Below are 19,869 nucleotides of genomic sequence, written 5' to 3'. Positions count from 1 at the left end.
TAATAATTTACAAATATTTTGTAGTAAAAAAATGCCTTTCAATAAAAAATTATTCATTTAAATAAAATTATAACATTTGATAATTTTATAAAATATACCTATATTTAAGTACTAAAATACTAAAAATGTCATAAGGACTTTAATGTTTTCTATTTTAAAAAAACTTTTCGGTACTGCAAATGATCGTACTGTAAAAAAACTATTTTCCGAAATTACAAAAATTAACTCGCTTGAGCCTGCTATACAAAAATTATCAGACGAGGAGTTGAAGAATAAAACTGTAGAGTTTAAAGAAAAGCTTAAAAATGGAGCTACTTTAGACGATATAGTATATGAGGCGTTTGCAGTAGTTAGGGAAGCAGCTAGAAGAGTTTGCGGTATGCGTCATTTTGACGTTCAGCTTATAGGTGGTCTTATATTACATCGAGGCATGATTACCGAAATGCGTACCGGTGAGGGTAAGACCTTAGTTGCAACGCTTCCTGCTTACTTAAATGCTTTGACCGGAAAAGGAGTGCATGTTGTAACCGTAAATGATTATTTGGCAAGTCGTGATTCTGCCTCAATGGGTAAAATTTATAACTTTTTAGGCTTATCGGTTGGATGTATTGTTGCTGGTATGCCTGATGAAGCAAAACGAGCCGCCTATAATGCCGATATTACCCATGCAATAAATAATGAACTCGGTTTTGACTATTTAAGGGATAATATGAAGTATAGCATGCAAGAGCGAGTACTTCGTCCTTTTAATTTTGCTATCATCGATGAGGTTGATTCGATCTTGATAGATGAAGCTAGAACGCCGTTAGTTATCTCAGGTCCGGTTAATGATAATTCAGAATTATACGGTAAAATTGATAAAATTGTACGTCTGCTTAATGCAAGTGATTTTGAAAAAGACGAAAAATTAAAAACTATCAATTTAACGGAATCAGGCATTACGCATATAGAATCGCTTTTAAGTAAAGAGAGTATTATAAAACCTGATACCGGTTTATATGATTTTGAGAATTTAACTTTAGTACATTATGTTAACCAAGCATTAAGAGCTCATAATATGTTTACTGTTGATGTAGATTATTTGGTGCGTGAAGGTAAAGTAATGATTATAGATGAATTTACCGGTCGTGTAATGGAGGGACGTAGATATTCGGAAGGGTTACATCAAGCATTAGAAGCAAAAGAAAATGTAAAAATTCAAAATGAAAACCAAACTTTAGCATCTATTACTTTTCAAAATTATTTCCGTAATTATCCTAAATTATCGGGTATGACCGGTACGGCTATGACTGAAGCATCAGAACTAAAAGACATATATAATCTCGATGTGGTCGCAGTTCCAACCCATAATAAAGTAACAAGGCTTGATCTTGATGACGAGATTTACGGTAGTAAAAAAGAAAAATATGATGCTATCTTAAAACTGATTAAAGATTGTTACGATCGTGGTCAGCCTATACTTATCGGTACGATAAGCATAGAAAAGTCAGAAGAACTTTCAAGCGTTTTAAATAAAGAAAAAATCCCTCATAAAGTATTAAATGCTAAGTTCCATGAGCAGGAAGCTTTTATTATTGCTCAAGCAGGTAGGTTTAAGGCAGTAACGATTGCAACTAACATGGCAGGACGCGGTACTGATATTATGCTTGGCGGTAATCCTGAAATGTTAATAGAACAGCTAGATAAAGATCATAATTATGAAGCTAAAATAGCTGAAATAAAAGCTCAAATTGCCGAAGAAAAGAAGCAGGTTATTGAAGTAGGCGGGTTATTTGTGGTAGGTACGGAAAGGCATGAAAGCCGTAGGATAGATAATCAGCTAAGAGGAAGATCAGGTAGACAAGGTGATCCTGGTAAGACTAAATTTTTCCTATCGCTTGATGATGATTTAATGCGTATTTTTGCATCAGATCGTATATCAGGAGTCCTTAGAACACTTGGATTGAAAGATGGAGAGGCTATCCACCATCCGATGATTAGTCGTTCACTTGAGAAAGCTCAGCAAAAAGTGGAAGGACATAACTATGAGATGCGTAAAAATTTATTACGTTTTGATGATGTAATGAATGACCAACGTAAGATAATATACGAGCAACGTACTGAAATTATTAAATCTAAAGATAGTCACGGTTTCTTAAATAGTACTACTGAGGAACTCGCCAAAAAGATAGTATTAACTTTTATGCCGGCAGGATCTTATAGAGAAGATTGGGATATAGAGAATTTAAGCGTAGAATTACATCGTATTTTTTCTATAAAATTTGATCATAATTTAGTAAGTAAAAATGATGTAACGGAAGAAGAAATTACGAAAATCGTTATACAAATGGCTCATGATATATATAAATCAAAAGAAGAAGCCTATAGTAGTGAGTTAATGCATAATGCCGTGAAATATATTTTACTAACTACTCTTGATCAAGTTTGGAAAGATCATTTATATAGCTTAGATCACTTAAGACAAGGCATATCTCTTCGAGTTTATGCACAAAAAGACCCTCTTAGCGAGTATAAAAGAGAAGCATTTAATTTATTTGAGCAAATGCTCAACAATTTAAAAGAATTATTTATTCAAACCGTATATCACTTCCATATCGACTTAAAACATGTTCAAAAAGAAGATGTTTCGCTTGAGCATAAAAAACTTCAGAAAAATATGCGGGAAAGTCGAGAAGATCCGGCATTTAGTAAATATAATGCAGGAAGTAGCATTAAGACCGATCTTAAACCTGTGGTATCACGCATTGATCCTAAAGCTAGGAATCCTGAAGACCCTACCAGCTGGGGTAGGGTATCCCGTAATGAGCTATGCCCGTGCGGTTCAGGTAAGAAATATAAATATTGTCATGGTGCAAATGAATAGATGAAAACCACTTTACCCGAACGTTCTCTAAAAATCCAAGCTAGGCTTAACTTTATAGGGCAGCAGATTTTAGATATTGCACAAGATAAAATTGCTATGATTATCTTGTACGGCTCTTTTGCTAGAGGTGATTGGGTACGTGATCTACCTAACGGTTATCATAGCGATACTGATATTTTGATAATTTTGAAGAAAGGTAAATATAAAGGACATACTGCTTTCAGGTTAGAAGATAAGATATATAAGAGGTTAGAGAAAACGGGAGTAATAAACCCTAAGCAAATTATCCCGTATGATTCATTAATATCTATAATTCTAGAGTCAATTGATGAAGTAAATAGGTAGTTAGAGATAGGGCGTTATTTTTATACTGATATCAAAAAAGAAGGTATTCTTTTATATGATAGCGGTGAGTTTACACTTAGCGAGGCTAAAGATTTACCTTGGAGTGAGATGAAAGAAATTGCTAAAGATTACTATGAAGAATGGTTTAATTTTGGGACAGGATTTCTTATAGATTCCAAAAGTAATTTAGAAAGAGAAAGCCTTAGACATAGTGCTTTTTATCTTCATCAAGCTACGGAAAGTTTTTACAGTACTATTTTGTTAGTTTTTTCTAATTATAAACCAAAATTACATAATTTACAAAAATTAGGTAGTATGGCAGGAAATTATGATAATGAATTATAGGAAGTATTTCCTAAGACAACTGCTGAACAAAAAGAATGTTTTGAATTACTTGAAAAAGCTTATATTGATGCAAGATATGATAAAAACTATAAAATTACTAAAGAACAGCTTTTATATTTAATTGATAGAGTAGAAAAGTTAAAAGAAATCACCGAAAGAATCTGCACGGCAAGAATTAATCAATAGGGCTTTAGTGTCATTCCTAGCTAAAAACGAAGTGTTGTTGCGTGGACCACCAGTTTCCTAATTGTCATCCTGCGACTTGATCGCGGGATCCAATTATTTTCAACATCTTCAAATAATGCACTAAAAGTTGCTACATGGTTAGTTGAAGAAAAAAAAGCAAATGTTAATATGTGTAGTAATATTTTTAAGGACACTCCTTTAAATTTAGCTGCACGTTATGGACATTATAAAGTAGCAGAATATCTAATAGCAAAAAGGAGCTGCAGTAAACGGTAACGAAGGAGCTTGGTTAGGATCACCTTTATATGAAGCGGTAAGCACTTGAATGTAGCAGAACTATTACTTGAGAAAGGAGCTTACAGTTGATCAAAGAAAATCCGGAGAAACGCCTTTACATGCGGTTGCTAAAAACGTTCGATATACTTCGAAAAATATTCAAGATGATGAAATATATAAGCTATTATTAATATGGTGCCGATATCAATGCAAAAGTAGCATTTAAAGGAGTAGGGTTCAGTATATATGATGGAAAAACAGTATCAGAAATAGCAGAATTTAAAATAGTGTTAGCCGGTGCAAGTACAATAATACCAGAAGAATAATGATTGTTATTAAGCTTCAGTTTTTTTACTGTCACTCTGTAGCTTGACTCTAATAGTGTACGAACGTTCAGGATGTCATTCCCGCGGGGCATTATTGCGTGGATCGATTTTTCCGTCATTGCGAGAAGAAACTGCAAGTTTCGACGAAGCAATCCAGTAAAAAAATTCTGTAAATCAGAATTTTTTTAATTATTTTTCTGGATTGCCGCGTCGCGTCGCTCCTCGCAATGACGGTTGGATATCCACGCAACAATGCCTTCCCGTGGAGGCGGGAATCCAGAAAATAACCTTGATATTAAGGTATATTTGATAAAATAAACATAGAAAAATAAATTTTTTCTATGTTTTACTGGATTCCTGCGAAAGCAGGAATGACAATAAGGGATTTTTTAAAATTTGTGTAAAACAAAACCACTTTTTTCTAGGCAATGTCTATTTATCGACATGGTGGTTATTGACAAGTTTAGGAAAAAGTTTTATATTCTTCACAAGTTTAAGAAAAAGTTAATAGTATATGTCTAAAGCTAAAGCAAAAACAGCTTCCAAAAATAACCCGACCTCTAGGGAACAGGCTAAAGAATATTGTCATAACGGTCAGAAAATCAAACCGGTAAAGCTTATTGCTGCTCAAAATTCTTTTCTAGCTGCTGAGTATGAATCTTCCGGAGATTTAGTCGTAGGGAGCAATGGTCAGCCATTACCTTGGGGACTAGTTAAAAGTTTATCTTAATTACTTATAAACAATATATCTTCTACACAATCGGGGATGTAGCTCAGGGGTAGAGCATCTGCTTTGCACGCAGAGGGTCAAGGGTTCGATTCCCTTCATCTCCACCATTCTTTATTTCTATTCCAATTTATAAATATCTCAAACAGCGAACACATTATAAACTAAGGACTTTTTGCTGTCCAAAAAAAGTTAGATAATGTTGAATCTTTCTAGTGATTCTTCTTTAAATCAATCTCAATTCATTTATTTATACTTCTAATTAAATTTCTATTGCATTCTTAAAACTACTTATTATGATTCTGTCTATAGCTCATTTTTAACAAAATATTAAAATTTATAGAATTTAATAAAGATATTAGTATGTTTAAAAAATGGTTGCAACCCTCAAATGAAGAGTTAATAAAAGCAATATACGTAAAAAATGAAGCTGAAGCACAGAAATTAATTGCTAAAATGGATATGCTAGAGTTAAGCAAAGTTTATATTGATAATACAGCTTTAACTTGGGCTGTTGATAAAGGCTTAGAAAAAGTTTGTAAATTGCTTATTAACAAAATGTCCAATGACGCTATTAATCATACATTGACCAATTCCCATGAAGAGGTAAAAAAATTTATATAAGAAAAAATCTCATATAATAATATTTTAGCAGAGAAATTAGCTTTATTTTTAAAAGAATCTTTTTTAGGTAAAGATAATATAAATAATTTTGTTAAAATGATAAGTGCCGCAAAATTTTATAGAATAGTAAATAATAAAGTAATAACTTAATTAAGTTATAGTGCCATAATATAATGAAAAGCTGGGATAACTTGTCCCCACCCTTTAAATTTTTATGCTGCTTGTGAATCTTGCTGCATAAAAAAAGTATAGTCGTTTAGATAGGGCGGATAGCAAATCATACACTAGCCTCCACCACAACTATACGTTAGTATAAAATCCAAAAATTTTAATAATTATTCGCCTATAGACGAATTATCGTAATATTTTCCTAATATTTCTAAAGCGTTTTGTTCATATTCATGTTGATTATCAGTGTGCCATATCGGCTCATAATTTTGTGCTTTTAAAACATTTTCTGTATAATGATGTTCTAATTTTTTCTTATCTAATGTACCGAGTTCATATGAAAGTGTATAAGAAATATTAGGTTTAATCAGAGCTTTTTGTATTTCTTGCTGAATATAATTATGCTGTAATTCGTTTGTACCGCCTACAATATAGATATGAAATTTATGTGTTTGTTGTAATTATATAGCTCTGTTAGCTTTTCATGTTCTACTTTGCACATAGCACTCCAGCATTTATCAAATGTTTCAAGATTTATAATAGGAGTGCCGCCTGCTTTTTCAATTCATTCATTTCTGTATGAAATTCTTCGGTAGTGATTTTACCAGTTTTATACTGATCTATTACCCCACCGTCTTTTTCTTCATTTATAGCTATAGTTCCAACATTTTATGGATCTATAGAAGAGTGTTTGCTAACTTGAGCTATAGTTGCCATTCTATCCGTTTTAATTACCTGAGAATATTTAAAAACATGTGCTTTTTTCATAATTATAACCTATAAATTGTTGGTTAAAGAAATATTAAGATTGTTAAATAAAAAAATCAATAGCTGAATTGTAATTAAATACTATAATATTAAGAAACTATATTTATGGTAAAAAATGAGTTTAAAATCCGCTTGGCTTGATACGCCTCTTGGTTCTATGCTGGCAATTAGTGATGAAGAGAGGCTTTATTTGCTCGATTTTGCTGACAGTAAAGGATTAGAGCATAAAATGAAAAGACTTAAGATTAACACAAAATCGGCTATTACTGAAGATCGCACTAGACCGATTCTATCAATTGAAGAGGAGCTTAAATCTTACTTTAGCGGTACTTTGCAAAAATTTAATACGCCTATACATCTTTTAGGAAGCCCATTTCAAAAATTAGTATGGCAAGAGCTAATGAATGTACCTTACGGTGAAACAAGAAGTTACTTTACTCAAGCTAAATTAATAGGTATGGAAAGATCTTATAGAGCTGTTGCAAATGCTAACGGAGCAAATAAATTTGCTATAATTATTCCGTGTCACCGCATCATCAATAATAACGGTGAGCTTGGCGGTTACGGTTCAGGGCTAGATCGTAAAAAATGGCTTATTGATCATGAGAGACAGAATTATTAAATAAAAAACCAATGCCTGAATTTCGGTTACAGGGGTTTTAAAAAGTTCCTATAATATAATTATAAATTTATATTATAGGATAAATTAATATGTTTAATGAGCATCAAAGACAAGAATATTATCAGGCATTAATTAATAAAGATGACAGATATGAAAATATCTTTTTTGTAGCGGTTAAAACAATAGGAGTATTTTGTAGACCGACTTGTCCTGCACGGAAACCTAAATTTGAAAATTGTGAATTTTATAAAACTGCTAAGGAAGCTTTGCATGCTTCATATAGACCTTGTCAGCGTTGCAAGCCTCTTTCTCATCCTTGCGAAGTTTCGGATTTAGTTCGTACTCTTGTTAATGCTATTGAGCTTAATTCTGCTAAACGATGGAAAGATAGTGATTTTGATGAGCTATCAGTAGATGCTTCTACAGCACGTCGTCAATTAAAAAAACGTTTCGGTATGACGTTTGTAGAATATGTAAGAGCAAGGTGTATGGGTATTTCGATGAAGCAAATTCGCATGGGTGAATCGGTAATTAATACACAAATTGATATGGATTATGAGTCAAGTAGCGGTTTTCGAGATGCTTTTTCTAAAATAATGGGAGGATCGCCAACAAAATTTAATCGGCATTTAAATATTTTAAAAGCAGCTTGGTTAGATACGCCTCTTGATGCTATGATTGTAATTAGCGATGAAAAATTACTTTACTTATTAGAATTTATTGATAGAAAAGGTCTAGAGCGGGAAATTGAAAGGCTAAGGATTAAGATGGAATCTGCTATTATTCCTGGAAGTACTGAACCGATTTTAATGATTGAAGAGGAGCTTAAATTATACTTTAACGGTACTTTACAAAAATTTAATACGCCTATACATCTTTTAGGAAGCCCATTTCAAAAAATGGCTTGGCAGGAATTAATTAATATACCTTACGGTGAAACACGAAGTTATTTAAATCAGGTTAAAGCTTTAGGCAAACCTACTTCTTATAGAGCTATTGCAAATGCTAACGGTATGAATCAGTTAGCAATAATTATTCCTTGTCATCGTATTATTAATAGCAATGGTGAACTTGGGGGATATGGCGGGGGATTACATCGTAACAAATGGCTTATAGATCATGAGAGAAAATTTACAACAAATTAGAAATATTTTACTTGAGAAGGCTACTATTCCTGTAGAACGTAGAACGCTATTCTTTAAAACTAGGGAAGGAGAGTATGGAGAGCATGACCGGTTTATTGGAGTTACCGTGCCGACTTTACGTAAGGTAGCTAAAAGTTATTATAATTTAGATGTGGGGGATTTAAGCCGACTTATTACTTCAGAATTTAATGAAGAAAGGTTTTTAGCGTTAGTTATTTTGATTATGCAATATCAGAAAGCACAAGATAAAGAGTTTTTTATAATTTTTATTTAAACAATATAAAATACGTAAATAATTGGAATTTAGTGGATGCGTCAGCTCATCATATAATCGGAGCTTATTTATGGGATAAAGAAGAGGATTATCTTTTTACATTAACAAAATCGGAAATTCTTTGGGAAAGACAAATAGCTATAGTTGCTACTTGGTATTTTATCACTTTTGAAATAGCAAAACCACTCTTAAACGATAAACATGATTTAATGCATAAAGCAGTAGGTTGGATGCTACGTGAAGCAGGAAAAAAAGATGAAAAACAGTTAATAGATTTTTTAGATCGCTATACTTTACAAATGCCAAGAACCGCAGTTCGTTATGCAATAGAGAAATTTCCGCAAGCAATGTACAAAAAATATCTTTTAAAAAACTAGATTTATATCTAATCTATGCTAATATTTGTATTTTAATTTATCAAGGGTATTATTATGCTAAAAACATTATTAATTGGTTTTATAACTTTAATTTGTGCAGTAAGCTATGCTGATAACCAAACAGCTCAAAATCCTAATTCTACAAATTCTTCTTCTGATCAGCCCGATGATCTATTACCTGCAGAGGCAGCAGTTAACTTTGCACAGCCTTGGGCAAGACCTACAACAAATGTACAAGGTAAAGTTAGCAATTCTGCTATGTATTTTACATTAATAAATAGTAGAAGTAAGAGTTATAATTTAGTGAATATATCTTCAGATAAGATAAGTGGAATAGAAATTCATCAAACAATTAATGATCAAGGGATTAGTAAAATGGTAAAAGTGGATTATCCATTTTCAATTGCCGGTAATATTAACGTTGATTTTAAGCCCGGTGGCATGCATATTATGCTTTATGACCCAAAAGTAGATTTAAATGTAGGAGATGAGTTTAAAATAACCTTTTTCTTTGATGACAATACACGAAAAATAGTGGATGTTAAAGTAGCAAATGACAATCCGTATAATACAGCGGGGAATTAGGAAAAACATCATTGCGAGCGACTAAAAGGAGCATGGCAATCTCAGGACTTTGGCACAAGATTGCTTTGTCAAAACTTACAGTTTTTCCTCGCAATGACGAACAAATAAAATATGACCCCAGAAATTACCGGAAGTGATTTAATTAAATCTAAACTTATAGATGCTCCTGAACGTTCAGGGGTTTATCGGATGTTTGACGTTAACAAGCAAGTTATCTATGTCGGTAAAGCGAAAAATTTAAAGAAACGCCTTACTAATTACATTAAAAGCGATTTAGATAATAAGACGCTTCGGATGATTGCAAATACTTGTTTTTTAGAGTATAGCATCACTAATTCCGAAGTTGAAGCACTACTTTTAGAAGCACAGCTAATCAAGAAATGTCAGCCGAAATTTAATATTCTTCTTAAGGACGACAAGTCTTTTCCTTTCATCAAGTTACGTTTAGATCATGATTTCCCGCAATTACTAAAATATCGAGGTAAAACTCTAAATGACGGAAAATTTTTTGGTCCTTTTGCCTCAAGTGCGGAAGTGAATACTACTTTGACCGAACTACAAAAAATTTTTAAATTACGTTCCTGCACGGATAATTACTTTAATTCACGTACTCGCCCTTGCTTACAATATGAAATAAAACGTTGTTATGCTCCTTGCATCGGTAAAATAAACAAGGAAGACTATAGAGATTTAGTAACTCAGGTTAAAGATTTCTTACAAGGTCGTACTAAAGAACTCCAAGAGAACCTATCTAAAAAGATGGAAGAGCTAAGTAGTCAGATGCGTTTTGAAGAGGCGGCAGAAATTAGAGATCGCATTAAAGCACTTAGTTATGTGCAGCTTAAAGCTGGGGTTTCAGATATTGTTAAAGATGCAGATATAATCGCTATTGTAGAAAAGAACGGACATTATTGCGTAGAAGTGTTTTTATATAGGGCAGGGCAAGCATGCGGTAATATTCCTTATTTTCCTACTTCTACCGAAAATAGTACCAAAGAAGAAGTATTAGAATATTTTTTATTACAATTTTATCAAAAACAACAAGTGCCTGCAGAAATTATTATTAATCATGAAATTAATGATAAAGAGAATGTCATAGAAGTGATTAAGAAAATCAACAATATACTTCAGCTTAATATTACAGTACCTAATAAAGGCGGTAAGGCTAAATTAGTGCAAAATGCCGAGACAAATGCTTTATTCTCTCTAGAGCAATATTTGAAGAAATTTGCAAAAAATCAAGAGATTATGCTTGAAATCAAAGAGTTATTTGATCTTTCTGAAATTCCTGAAAGAATTGAGATTTATGATAATAGCCATATTCAAGGTAAGTTTGTGGTTGGCGTTATGATAGTTGCCGGTAAAGCCGGTTTTGATAAAAAGGAATATCGGGTTTTCTCATTGTCATCCCCTGCTTCTACATTGTCATCCCATGGCTTGACCACGGGATCCAGTACATTAACAAACAATCTGGATCCCCGCTTTTTTCGCGGAGATGACATAAAGAACCGCGGAGATGACATAAAAGGTGACGATTATGAAATGCTCCGGCAAGTTTTAACACGAAGATTAACTAGACTTAAGAATGAGCCGCATAAATTGCCAAACTTAATGATTATAGACGGTGGTAGAGGGCATTTAGGCATTGTTAAAGAGGTAATGGATAAATTTGAAATGAATATTCCTTTTGTTTGTATGTCGAAAGGAGTAGATAGAAATGCCGGTCTTGAACAATTCCATATGACAGGTAAGGAAGTATTTACTTTGGATAAAAATTTGCCGATTATGAAATATTTACAAATCTTACGAGATGAAGCTCATAATTTTGCCATAAAGAATCATAGACTAGGTAGATCACGTGCTATAAAAATATCAAGCCTTGACGATATAGAGGGCATAGGTGAAACTCGTAAAAAAGCATTGCTGCATTATTTCGGTTCATATAAAGCAGTATGCGATGCAACCATAGATGAGCTTGCTAAAGTAAACGGCATTAGTAAGTCACTTGCCGAGATGATTTTTAGAACGTTGCATAAGGGTTAGTAGATAATAACTGATGTCATTCTTAGCTAAAAGTGGCATTGTTGTGTGGATCGATTCTATCCCTGTCATCCCGCGACTTGATCGCAGGATCCAGTTTAAAATACTAAAATTTTAGTATTTTAAGTTACTTTTATGGATATTGTGGTCAAGCCACGGTATGACACCAAATGCGTTTTTCGATCCACGCAACAACGCCGTGCGGGAATGATATAGAAGTTATACAACAACGCTAAAAGCAGGAATCTAGTAATTTAAGTTTCATGATTTCCAAAATTCATGGCTAATACATTCTTCTAACGGTTCTTTACTAGCTTCAAGAATTCTTTCTACTAAGCCTGGAATAGAGTATAAATATAAAGTCTCTTGCAATCCTTCATATTCTTCTTTTGAGATAACCATTGTATCACTACGGTTTCCCTTTGTGTAAATAGCCACAATATTATCTCTAAAAAAGTTATATGCTTAAGTGTACTATATTATGTACGTAATAGCAATAACTGTTTTAAATATCAGTTGCATATAGAAAAAACTAATGTTATAACTCATGATATGGAATTGGCAGCATAAGGATTGGCCTAACTTACATATATTAGATTTAGAGAAAAATTTATTTAAGTGCTAAAAATTATGTAAATATTACTAAAACTTCTAAAGCTACCACCACAAGAGATCTTCAAGAATTAATAGAAATTCAAGCATTTAATAGAACTAGAGAACTTAAGGGAACAAGATATAACATTAATTTAGAAACTTTCCCACAATGATAGGTATTTGTTGCATGAATCGATTTTTTTTTCGTCTGAGCTATGGAAAATTACGAAGTAATTAACGATGCAGTCCAGTAAAAAATTCTATAAATCAGAATTTTTTATTATTTTTCTAGATTGCCACGCTCCTTGCAGTCGCTTGCAATGACAATTCGTCCTAAAATAAATATTATCAGACTAGTTATTGTTCCTATCAAAACTCCTTTCAGGTTGAAATATTTTAGGTATAAAGAATAATATTCCCATATTAAGAAAGTAGCTGCTCCGCCGAGTGATGATAAGACCATTATTCTTTGATCTACTTTGATACCGAAAAGCGTTGTTATTAACGGTACTAATATTACCGGTCCCCAAAAACCGGTAAAGAACACTACTAAATCAATTACATTACTAAATTTTAAGGCTACAATTATCGCAAAACTTCCTATTATAACGTTAATAATTCGGGCAATTAATAATAATTTTTGCTGATTTTTAACCTTAAAAATAGGATTGATTATATCTTTAACAATAGCTATAGAAGTAACATTTAAATCAGAATCAGCAGTAGACATAACGGCAGCTAAGAGGCCGCTCATTACTATCCCTTGAATTAAAGTCGGGATGATTTGGTTGATTAAATAAGGTAATACTAAATTTGATGGTTGGTTTGGATAAAGCTTATAAGCAATTAAACCGTTTAGAGTAATGCAAATCAAGAAGAAAAAATATATAGCGGATTTTGCATATATTGCTTTAGTTATTTGCGTAGGATTTTTATTAATTAAAGCTCTTTGGATAAATGTAGGATATAGATTCATGACGCTAAAGCTTAAAGCTGCTGTAATCGTATAAGAAAGTAGGTTGCTCTGATCAAAATTTGCATTTTCCGTAGGTAGGTTATTAATAAAATCTACAAAACCGATTTTATTTAAACTGATAAAAGTTATGGTCGGTATAGCGATTATCATCGCCACAAATTGTAGTAAATTAGTAAAAACAATAGATTGTAAACCGCCTATTGTAGTATATATAAGTACTATACTATAACTTAAAATTACCCCATTTACATAATTTATTTCTAAGATATATTGGAAAATATAGCCACTGACGCTTATTTGTGCAGCCAAAAATCCCACTGAAACAATGACTGAGCTAACACCGCCGATAACACGACCGATATTACCATAATATGTACTCATGATGTCGCCGATACTTTCAGCTCCGTAATGTTTGGCAATTAAAGGCACTATATAGATCGCAATTAATATATCTATAGGTATTGTAAGTATAAGAGCATAAGCATAATATTCATGCCCTAAAAAAGCCTTTTCCATAATGCCGAAAGTGGTAGCACCTCCGACAGAGCTTGCAAATATCGTAGCTATTAATAACAGCTTACTATTTTTCGCTTTACTTTCGACATTTGCATAGTTCTTAAAACTACTATGTTTAGCTCGGTAATATATACCAATGAGTAGAATAGATATTAGATATATGAATACAATAATATTATCTATAGGTATTTTAAGCATAAATTAGGTTAAGTTTTTAAATGACATTCACTATAGGTTATTATTTTTTAATATACTATAATTAATTTAAACTTCAGATGCAGAACCTAAAATGGTAGTACTATATTTTTCATAAATATCTTTATCAGGATTATATATATATATTATCTTGATGTTCTATAAACTTATTTTCTTTTTTACTTAATAGCTCCATCGGCGTATAAGTATTATCATTAGCTTGGTCTAAAGTTTTTTTACTATTTTTACAATATTCTTGTATTTTTAAAATAGCTAATATAGCAAAAATTACACAACAAATTATTACTACTCTGTCTTTAGTGAATGATAAAAATGTTGAAGTAATTGAAGAATCACCGGACGGCATATTTGATTCTTCTTTATCGAACATCATAAACCCGGCAGTATGTATTGTTGGCCCTAAAGCATATGAAGTAAAGTTTCTTAAATTAGTTTCAAAGTTAGCATTAATAATACAATCTTCAGTAGTATTAAAGCCTATAAAAGCCGGTATATTTGAATCTTTTATTATATTTCCGATAACATCGTATAGCTCACCGAAAATAGAAATCGTATTATTTGAGAATATTTCAAAACTATCATTAAATATAAAGCTTATTTTGTGTCCATCTTTTATTATAGATTAATGGTGTGTTTAGCTTCCTCCGGACATTTTCTCATTAAAATTCTTGCCCAGTTATGAATTCTATAATTTGCGTTGTCTTCACATTCTTCAAAATCTATAAGGGTATTAGTAGTATTATCTTTCATAAATGCATGATAGGGTACAGAAGTAAATAGTTTATCGCCAATATTAAACAAATAAGGTAAAGGAAAGTTAGGTTGATAACTTCCGAGTGATCTAAGTATCGTGGCTATACATTCAAATTACGGTATAATTAACCTTTATTTATATTAAAAGTAAACTAATTATTAAAAAATATTAATAATTAGTTTAGATTTAATATAATAAAAATTAACAAATCAATATTTTTTAAAGTTTTATGTTTTTTATTTTAAATTATTGTAATTAAGATATGCAAGAAAGAGCATAGTATCGGACAGTTTTTATTCTATGTCATTCCTGCTCAGCATAACTTTGTTGTGTGGATCGAAAAACGCATTCGATGTCATACCGTGGCTTGACCACAGGATCCAGTAAAACAACTTAAAATGTTAATAATTTTAGTATTTTAACTGGATCCCGCGATCAAGTCGCGGGATGACAATAAAGACACAAGTTAATAATTTAACCCATGCTTGTTAAAAACGCTTGACTCCATTATATTCCTATAATATCCTATAATTTTCCATTAAATCCCAAATTAACCCAATGAATGTATTTTTATCTAAGTATGTAAATGGTGTTGATAAAAAGAGTAGGGTGTCGGTGCCGGCGAATTACCGTGCGGTACTAGGGAAAGAACTATTTAACGGTGTAATTGCTTATCCGTCGATTAGGAATAATTGTATAGAAGTGTGCGGTATTTCGCATATCGAGAAATTAAGGCAGATGATCGAGACGCTTGATCCTTATTCCGAGGAGCGTGATGCGTTTGAGACTATAATATTTGGGGAAGCCGTGCAGCTTTCGTTTGACGGAGAGGGAAGAGTTATATTGCCGCAGTCTTTAATGCAGCATGCAGGGATCGAAGAGCAGGCATGTTTTGTAGGTAAGGGGGTGATTTTTGAGATTTGGCAGCCGCAGAATTTTGAGAAATATTTAAATTCTGCTCAAAAAATCGCTCATGAAAAGCGTTTAACTCTAAGGAATGCGAATTGATGCTGCAATCTCATATACCGGTAATGCTAAATGAAATGCTAGCAAATTTAGCTCCAAAAGACGGTGAGTCTTATTTAGATTGTACGTTTGGAGCAGGAGGGTATAGCAAAGCAATATTGGAAAGCTGTTACTGTTATGTCACATCTTTGGATCGTGATCCGCACGTGATTAAAAAAGCCGAAGAAATTAAGCAAAATTATGGTGAGAGATTTGATTTTATAGAAACGAATTTTGCGGATAGCTTTACAAAGCTTAAGGAAAAAAAAGTTGATGGGATAGTGCTGGATTTAGGCGTTTCATCAATGCAGTTAGATATAGCAGATAGAGGATTTTCGTTTTTGCATGACGGACCACTCGATATGCGTATGAGTGGGCAGGGGCTTAGTGCTGAGGAATTTGTAAATATGGCAGAGGAAAAAGAGCTTGCCGATGTAATTTACAAATACGGTGATGAGAGCTTTTCACGAAGAATTGCTAAGAGAATTGTAGAATATAGAAAAACGGCGAGAATTGATAGTACAAGCAAGTTAGCCGAGATTGTTAGGAGTAGTATAGGATTTAGAAAAAGCAAAATTGATCCTGCCACTAAAACCTTTCAAGCTATTAGGATTTATATAAACGATGAGCTTGGGGAGTTAGAGCGGTTTTTAGCGAATGTAAAAAATATATTAAAGAAAGATGGACGTTTAGTTGTGGTGTCTTTTCACTCTTTAGAAGACAGGATAGTTAAGAATTTTTTTAAAGAAAATTCGGAAAAGCCGATAGCAAGATCAAAATATGCTAAAGATGATATGGCAATTGATCCAAATAAATGGCTTAAGATTATTACTAACAAAGCTCTAGCATCGTCAGATAAAGAAGTAGGGCTAAATATTAGAGCGAGATCGGCAAAACTTCGAGCAGCAAAAGCGATATATGAGTAATTAATTATGAGTATAAGAAAGTTTCACTATTTAGTATTATTGATAATAATTATAGCAATATGTAGTTTGTTTAGCATAAAGGAGCGAGTCTCAACTCTTGATTATCAATTAAGTAGCGTTGTAAAACAGATAAATAGTGAGAATAATAATATTCATATTTTAAAAGCAGAGCAAGCTTATTTACTTTCGCCGGCTAGACTAAAAAAGCTTGTAGCAGCTTACTTAACATTAGAAACAGTTAAATCTTATCAAATGATAAAAGATCCATTAGTGCCAAATATCGATCAAAATATTAAATTTGATCATAATATTAGTATTTCAAAGAGTAGTAAATGGCGTTACAAAAGAATTACGAATAATAAGTATATACAGACTGTTTCGAGTAGAGTTAAGTGATTGTCATACCGTGGTCAAGTCGGCCTTGTTGTGTGGATATCTAATCATCATTGCAAGCGGTCGAAGACCGTGCGGCAATCTCAGGAATTTTATACTGCTTTATGAGATTGCCGCGTCAAGGCTTCGCCTTTCCTCGCAATGACGGGATCACTACCCACTTAAAACACCATAAATAATATATGAAAAAATTTTGGAAAAATGAAATCTACAATTAAAAGTCTGATAATTTGGAATATTTGTAGTAAGAATACAAAAATCCGATTATTAATGGTTATTTGTGGCTTTTCTTTTCTTTTTTGTACTTTATCTTACAGGTTAATAATCGTTGCTACAAATGTTTACGATAAAAACCAAAGTTCTTTTAAAAAAAATAATCAATTTAGAAAAGAAATAGTTGATCGAAACGGTAATTTATTAGCCGTTAACCTACCTTCTGCATCATTATTTGCTAATCCACAAATAGTACTTGATCCTGAAACTTCCGTAAAAAAGCTAGCAGAAATTCTACCTGATATTAATAAAGCTAAATTACTTACAGAACTTAAGTCAAATAAAAGCTTTATATGGGTAAAAAGAGACTTATTACCTAGTCAGCAAGAAAAAATAACTAGCCTTGGGTTACTTGGTTTTGAATTTGAAGAAGAACAGAAACGAATTTATACGTTTTCTAATTTATTATCGCATGTTGTCGGTTATGTAGGTAGAGATTCGGTAGGGCTTAGTGGATTAGAACTCGCTTACGATAAATATTTAACTAATTCAGATCATGAATTAAATGAACCTGGAAAACAGAAAGAGCCGCTTAAATTATCGATTGATATAAGACTGCAAAGTATTTTAAGTGAGGAGATTGATAAAACTTTAAAGCAATTTAATGCTATAGGGGCAGTAGGCATTATTGCCGATCCAAATAACGGCGAGATTTTAGCATTAGTAAATAAGCCTGATTTCGATCCTCATCATCCGAGTTTAGCAAAACCGGAAGAGTTGTTTAATATAGCAAGTCTCGGCATTTACGAAATGGGTTCGGTGTTTAAGGCATTAACTATGGCAGTCGGTTTTGATACCGGTGCAATAAATATGAATGATGCTTATGATATAAGCTATATGAAAGTAGGAGGATTCCAGCTTAAGGATTATACGCCAAGGCAAGGGTGGCATAGTGTACCTGAGATTTTTCTATATTCTTCAAATATCGGCACAAGTCAAATTATGCTTGAAGTCGGTAAAAGCAATTTTAAAAAATACCTAAAGAAATTAGGTCTATTAGATCAGTTACAAATAGAATTACCTGAACGAGGTACTCCGTTATTTCCTTCTGAGAAAAGATGGAATGAGTTAACTAGTGTTACTATGTCGTACGGCTACGGCATTTCGATTAGCCCTTTGCATTTTGTTAGAGCAATGTTACCGGTTGTTAACGGCGGTATTTTATATGATCTTACTTTATTAAAAAGAAAGGATGAAAAAGTAATAGGTACAAAAGTTTTTAGTGAAAATACCTCTACCCAAATGAAGAAATTATTTAGATCGGTAGTAAAAGAAGGTAACGGTAAAAGAGCAGAGGTCAAAGGCTATCTTATCGGCGGTAAGACCGGTACGGCAGAAAAACTTTCACAAGGTGCAGGGAGAAAAAAGAAATATCTAAAAAATAGTAGAGCTTCATCGTTTTTAGGTATGCTGCCTGCATCTAACCCGCAATATGTTATTTTTATTAGATTTGATGAACCAAAACCGACTAAAGAAAGCTTTGGCTTTGCAACAGCAAGCTGGACGGCTGCCCCTACTGCTGGTAGAGTATTTGAACGTATGATATCTTTATATGGTTTAGAACCAATAGAACAAAGTGAAGAGGAAAGTTGAAAATTAAAAATATTGCCTAATAACTATAGATTTTGTCATTGCAAGCAGCCGTGTAGGCTGCGTGGCAATCCAGAAAAAATTACTGGATTGCTTCGTCAATTTACTACCGTAAATTTCCTCGCAATGACGAGTATATAAGCTAAAAAGGAGGTTTTTATGTCAAAAAATGAAGATATAACGAATGAACTTATTAACACTACCGCTATCAGGCGTCTTCCGTCTTTTGATCCCATGTTAAAAAGACCTAACATTATAACAAAACAACTATTTACGCTTACGTCCCCAAATCACGATGAGCAAGAAGAGTCAGAACTTAGCGGTGATGATAAAAGATGTAATCCTAGCTATTGTGAGTTATTGTAAGTTCTTTTAAATAGAGCCTAATTCAAATAATTTGTAGAAATACCTAATATTTCTATATTAAAATCCTCATCTATAGAAAATGTATTATTTCTTACTTCAAATATTTGGACAGTTATTTTATCACCCTCTTGAGGCACTATGTAAGCTTGTATGTATAGTTGTTTATAGGTAGAAAACTCTTTATAATTTTTTATAATCAATGATTTATCAGCATGCTTTGTAGAAGTAAAACGTATATAAGGGGAAGGGTTGGAGTAGTATAGACTTAAGACCTCAAACCTGTTATATTTTACATCTACTTTAGTATTAAGAGCTATATTAAACCTCATTGGGTTTCCATTTGCCTGCTCAGTATTAGTTATTACTTTAGGTATATTTGATTTCATAAATTTATCTAATTTAATTAATTAAGATAATATAAAGAAATTCTGTTATAATACAAGAAAAATAATATCTCATTCGCCGGATAGTCTATTTTTAAAACTGTACAAAATAGAAAATTAATTTATATTTTGTACACGAGTGGATATGGTTGTTGGGTGTATACCGAGTTGTCATTGCAAGGAAAAACTGTAAGTTTTGACGAAGC

The 19,869-nt window shown here is 32.5% G+C and carries 24 protein-coding genes, 1 tRNA gene and 1 pseudogene; 20 read left to right on the top strand and 6 right to left on the bottom strand.

All coding sequences use genetic code 11. The features are described 5' to 3' along the window. Nucleotides 1-142 precede the first annotated feature (142 nt). The 5 genes from secA to AB1146_RS07930 all read left to right on the top strand — a co-directional run bounded on the left by secA (nucleotide 143) and on the right by AB1146_RS07930 (nucleotide 4,015). Entirely contained in the window at nucleotides 143-2,863 is a 2,721-nt protein-coding gene (gene secA / locus AB1146_RS07950; protein ID WP_010422042.1) for a preprotein translocase subunit SecA, read from the top strand. After that, nucleotides 2,864-3,208: a nucleotidyltransferase domain-containing protein gene (locus AB1146_RS07945; RefSeq protein WP_198005267.1), complete on the top strand. Its 345-nt coding sequence runs from the start codon at nucleotides 2,864-2,866 to the stop codon at nucleotides 3,206-3,208. Between the two features lie 108 nt (nucleotides 3,209-3,316). After that, nucleotides 3,317-3,553, top strand: coding sequence for a hypothetical protein (locus AB1146_RS07940; RefSeq protein WP_232203681.1), 237 nt, complete (start codon nucleotides 3,317-3,319; stop codon nucleotides 3,551-3,553). 63 nt (nucleotides 3,554-3,616) lie between these two features. Then, on the top strand, nucleotides 3,617-3,739 hold the full coding sequence (locus AB1146_RS07935; protein ID WP_232203701.1) for a hypothetical protein: 123 nt from the start codon (nucleotides 3,617-3,619) through the stop codon (nucleotides 3,737-3,739). A gap of 60 nt (nucleotides 3,740-3,799) precedes the next feature. Continuing rightward, nucleotides 3,800-4,015, top strand: a complete 216-nt coding sequence (locus AB1146_RS07930) for an ankyrin repeat domain-containing protein (RefSeq protein ID WP_083831783.1) — start codon at nucleotides 3,800-3,802, stop codon at nucleotides 4,013-4,015. Nucleotides 4,016-4,202: 187 nt separating this feature from the next. Here AB1146_RS07930 and AB1146_RS07925 read toward each other — a convergent pair whose 3' ends face one another. Next, the gene (locus tag AB1146_RS07925; protein WP_232203682.1) at nucleotides 4,203-4,376 is read right to left on the bottom strand and encodes a hypothetical protein; all 174 of its coding nucleotides are present in this window, start codon (nucleotides 4,374-4,376) and stop codon (nucleotides 4,203-4,205) included. A gap of 479 nt (nucleotides 4,377-4,855) precedes the next feature. On the opposite strand from AB1146_RS07925, the gene AB1146_RS07920 reads away from it, so the two are divergent. The 10 genes and pseudogenes from AB1146_RS07920 to uvrC all read left to right on the top strand — a co-directional run bounded on the left by AB1146_RS07920 (nucleotide 4,856) and on the right by uvrC (nucleotide 11,674). After that, on the top strand, nucleotides 4,856-5,071 hold the full coding sequence (locus AB1146_RS07920; protein ID WP_010422044.1) for a hypothetical protein: 216 nt from the start codon (nucleotides 4,856-4,858) through the stop codon (nucleotides 5,069-5,071). A gap of 32 nt (nucleotides 5,072-5,103) precedes the next feature. Then, nucleotides 5,104-5,178, top strand: a tRNA-Ala gene (locus AB1146_RS07915). A 253-nt stretch (nucleotides 5,179-5,431) separates the two neighbouring features. Beyond that, entirely contained in the window at nucleotides 5,432-5,692 is a 261-nt protein-coding gene (locus AB1146_RS07910; protein WP_010422045.1) for a hypothetical protein, read from the top strand. A 1,051-nt stretch (nucleotides 5,693-6,743) separates the two neighbouring features. Then, a complete protein-coding gene (locus tag AB1146_RS07905; protein WP_010422046.1) occupies nucleotides 6,744-7,250 on the top strand; it encodes a methylated-DNA--[protein]-cysteine S-methyltransferase in 507 nt (168 codons plus the stop codon). A gap of 89 nt (nucleotides 7,251-7,339) precedes the next feature. Further along, a pseudogene (locus AB1146_RS07900) lies at nucleotides 7,340-7,816 on the top strand (bifunctional transcriptional activator/DNA repair enzyme AdaA); the annotation flags it as partial. A 30-nt stretch (nucleotides 7,817-7,846) separates the two neighbouring features. Further along, nucleotides 7,847-8,395: a methylated-DNA--[protein]-cysteine S-methyltransferase gene (locus AB1146_RS07895; RefSeq protein WP_232203702.1), complete on the top strand. Its 549-nt coding sequence runs from the start codon at nucleotides 7,847-7,849 to the stop codon at nucleotides 8,393-8,395. After that, nucleotides 8,370-8,669 carry a DNA alkylation repair protein gene (locus AB1146_RS07890; protein ID WP_010422051.1) on the top strand — a complete coding sequence of 100 codons (300 nt, stop codon included), beginning with the start codon at nucleotides 8,370-8,372 and terminating at the stop codon, nucleotides 8,667-8,669. The genes AB1146_RS07895 and AB1146_RS07890 overlap by 26 nt, the downstream gene beginning before the upstream one ends. Before the next feature lie 32 nt (nucleotides 8,670-8,701). Then, nucleotides 8,702-9,046, top strand: coding sequence for a DNA alkylation repair protein (locus AB1146_RS07885; protein ID WP_010422053.1), 345 nt, complete (start codon nucleotides 8,702-8,704; stop codon nucleotides 9,044-9,046). A 54-nt stretch (nucleotides 9,047-9,100) separates the two neighbouring features. Beyond that, nucleotides 9,101-9,631 carry a copper chaperone PCu(A)C gene (locus AB1146_RS07880; protein WP_010422055.1) on the top strand — a complete coding sequence of 177 codons (531 nt, stop codon included), beginning with the start codon at nucleotides 9,101-9,103 and terminating at the stop codon, nucleotides 9,629-9,631. A 111-nt stretch (nucleotides 9,632-9,742) separates the two neighbouring features. After that, the gene (gene uvrC / locus AB1146_RS07875; RefSeq protein ID WP_010422057.1) at nucleotides 9,743-11,674 is read left to right on the top strand and encodes an excinuclease ABC subunit UvrC; all 1,932 of its coding nucleotides are present in this window, start codon (nucleotides 9,743-9,745) and stop codon (nucleotides 11,672-11,674) included. 258 nt (nucleotides 11,675-11,932) lie between these two features. On the opposite strand, the gene AB1146_RS07870 is transcribed toward uvrC, so the two are convergent. The 4 genes from AB1146_RS07870 to AB1146_RS07855 form a co-directional block, all read right to left on the bottom strand. Continuing rightward, nucleotides 11,933-12,109, bottom strand: coding sequence for a type II toxin-antitoxin system Phd/YefM family antitoxin (locus AB1146_RS07870; RefSeq protein ID WP_010422058.1), 177 nt, complete (start codon nucleotides 12,107-12,109; stop codon nucleotides 11,933-11,935). A gap of 436 nt (nucleotides 12,110-12,545) precedes the next feature. Next, on the bottom strand, nucleotides 12,546-13,955 hold the full coding sequence (locus tag AB1146_RS07865) for a sodium:solute symporter (protein WP_010422061.1): 1,410 nt from the start codon (nucleotides 13,953-13,955) through the stop codon (nucleotides 12,546-12,548). 130 nt (nucleotides 13,956-14,085) lie between these two features. Then, complete coding sequence (locus AB1146_RS07860) at nucleotides 14,086-14,346, bottom strand: hypothetical protein (protein WP_156790176.1); 261 nt, start codon at nucleotides 14,344-14,346, stop codon at nucleotides 14,086-14,088. A gap of 242 nt (nucleotides 14,347-14,588) precedes the next feature. Next, nucleotides 14,589-14,723: a hypothetical protein gene (locus tag AB1146_RS07855; protein WP_269572119.1), complete on the bottom strand. Its 135-nt coding sequence runs from the start codon at nucleotides 14,721-14,723 to the stop codon at nucleotides 14,589-14,591. A gap of 562 nt (nucleotides 14,724-15,285) precedes the next feature. Here AB1146_RS07855 and mraZ point away from each other — a divergent pair. The 5 genes from mraZ to AB1146_RS07830 all read left to right on the top strand — a co-directional run bounded on the left by mraZ (nucleotide 15,286) and on the right by AB1146_RS07830 (nucleotide 19,280). Further along, a complete protein-coding gene (mraZ, locus tag AB1146_RS07850; RefSeq protein WP_010422069.1) occupies nucleotides 15,286-15,735 on the top strand; it encodes a division/cell wall cluster transcriptional repressor MraZ in 450 nt (149 codons plus the stop codon). Beyond that, the gene (gene rsmH / locus AB1146_RS07845) at nucleotides 15,735-16,658 is read left to right on the top strand and encodes a 16S rRNA (cytosine(1402)-N(4))-methyltransferase RsmH (protein ID WP_355404504.1); all 924 of its coding nucleotides are present in this window, start codon (nucleotides 15,735-15,737) and stop codon (nucleotides 16,656-16,658) included. Before mraZ ends, rsmH begins: the two co-directional genes overlap by 1 nt. 6 nt (nucleotides 16,659-16,664) lie before the next feature. Further along, nucleotides 16,665-17,054 (top strand): hypothetical protein, encoded by a 390-nt coding sequence (locus AB1146_RS07840; RefSeq protein ID WP_010422078.1) that lies wholly within the window; start codon nucleotides 16,665-16,667, stop codon nucleotides 17,052-17,054. A 198-nt stretch (nucleotides 17,055-17,252) separates the two neighbouring features. Next, a complete protein-coding gene (locus AB1146_RS07835; protein ID WP_029374772.1) occupies nucleotides 17,253-18,917 on the top strand; it encodes a peptidoglycan D,D-transpeptidase FtsI family protein in 1,665 nt (554 codons plus the stop codon). Nucleotides 18,918-19,073: 156 nt separating this feature from the next. Next, nucleotides 19,074-19,280, top strand: a complete 207-nt coding sequence (locus tag AB1146_RS07830) for a hypothetical protein (RefSeq protein WP_010422084.1) — start codon at nucleotides 19,074-19,076, stop codon at nucleotides 19,278-19,280. Between the two features lie 17 nt (nucleotides 19,281-19,297). Here the strand turns inward: AB1146_RS07830 and AB1146_RS07825 are convergent, their stop codons facing one another. Then, on the bottom strand, nucleotides 19,298-19,666 hold the full coding sequence (locus tag AB1146_RS07825; protein ID WP_010422087.1) for a hypothetical protein: 369 nt from the start codon (nucleotides 19,664-19,666) through the stop codon (nucleotides 19,298-19,300). Nucleotides 19,667-19,869 lie beyond the last annotated feature (203 nt).

This window comes from Rickettsia helvetica, from assembly GCF_963970025.1.
GTDB lineage: Bacteria > Pseudomonadota > Alphaproteobacteria > Rickettsiales > Rickettsiaceae > Rickettsia > Rickettsia helvetica.
The sequence above is the reverse complement of the archived record's forward strand: the minus strand, read 5'-3'. Positions and strand labels throughout refer to the sequence as shown.

Coding starts and splice junctions, on each gene's coding strand:
- secA (WP_010422042.1), top strand. CDS start 143: ATGTTTTCTATTTTAAAAAAACTTTTCGGTACTGCAAATGATCGTACT.
- AB1146_RS07945 (WP_198005267.1), top strand. CDS start 2,864: ATGAAAACCACTTTACCCGAACGTTCTCTAAAAATCCAAGCTAGGCTT.
- AB1146_RS07940 (WP_232203681.1), top strand. CDS start 3,317: ATGAAAGAAATTGCTAAAGATTACTATGAAGAATGGTTTAATTTTGGG.
- AB1146_RS07920 (WP_010422044.1), top strand. CDS start 4,856: ATGTCTAAAGCTAAAGCAAAAACAGCTTCCAAAAATAACCCGACCTCT.
- AB1146_RS07910 (WP_010422045.1), top strand. CDS start 5,432: ATGTTTAAAAAATGGTTGCAACCCTCAAATGAAGAGTTAATAAAAGCA.
- AB1146_RS07905 (WP_010422046.1), top strand. CDS start 6,744: ATGAGTTTAAAATCCGCTTGGCTTGATACGCCTCTTGGTTCTATGCTG.
- AB1146_RS07895 (WP_232203702.1), top strand. CDS start 7,847: ATGGGAGGATCGCCAACAAAATTTAATCGGCATTTAAATATTTTAAAA.
- AB1146_RS07890 (WP_010422051.1), top strand. CDS start 8,370: ATGAGAGAAAATTTACAACAAATTAGAAATATTTTACTTGAGAAGGCT.
- AB1146_RS07880 (WP_010422055.1), top strand. CDS start 9,101: ATGCTAAAAACATTATTAATTGGTTTTATAACTTTAATTTGTGCAGTA.
- uvrC (WP_010422057.1), top strand. CDS start 9,743: ATGACCCCAGAAATTACCGGAAGTGATTTAATTAAATCTAAACTTATA.
- AB1146_RS07865 (WP_010422061.1), bottom strand. CDS start 13,955: ATGCTTAAAATACCTATAGATAATATTATTGTATTCATATATCTAATA.
- AB1146_RS07860 (WP_156790176.1), bottom strand. CDS start 14,346: ATGATGTTCGATAAAGAAGAATCAAATATGCCGTCCGGTGATTCTTCA.
- AB1146_RS07855 (WP_269572119.1), bottom strand. CDS start 14,723: ATGAAAGATAATACTACTAATACCCTTATAGATTTTGAAGAATGTGAA.
- mraZ (WP_010422069.1), top strand. CDS start 15,286: ATGAATGTATTTTTATCTAAGTATGTAAATGGTGTTGATAAAAAGAGT.
- rsmH (WP_355404504.1), top strand. CDS start 15,735: ATGCTGCAATCTCATATACCGGTAATGCTAAATGAAATGCTAGCAAAT.
- AB1146_RS07840 (WP_010422078.1), top strand. CDS start 16,665: ATGAGTATAAGAAAGTTTCACTATTTAGTATTATTGATAATAATTATA.
- AB1146_RS07835 (WP_029374772.1), top strand. CDS start 17,253: ATGAAATCTACAATTAAAAGTCTGATAATTTGGAATATTTGTAGTAAG.
- AB1146_RS07830 (WP_010422084.1), top strand. CDS start 19,074: ATGTCAAAAAATGAAGATATAACGAATGAACTTATTAACACTACCGCT.
- AB1146_RS07825 (WP_010422087.1), bottom strand. CDS start 19,666: ATGAAATCAAATATACCTAAAGTAATAACTAATACTGAGCAGGCAAAT.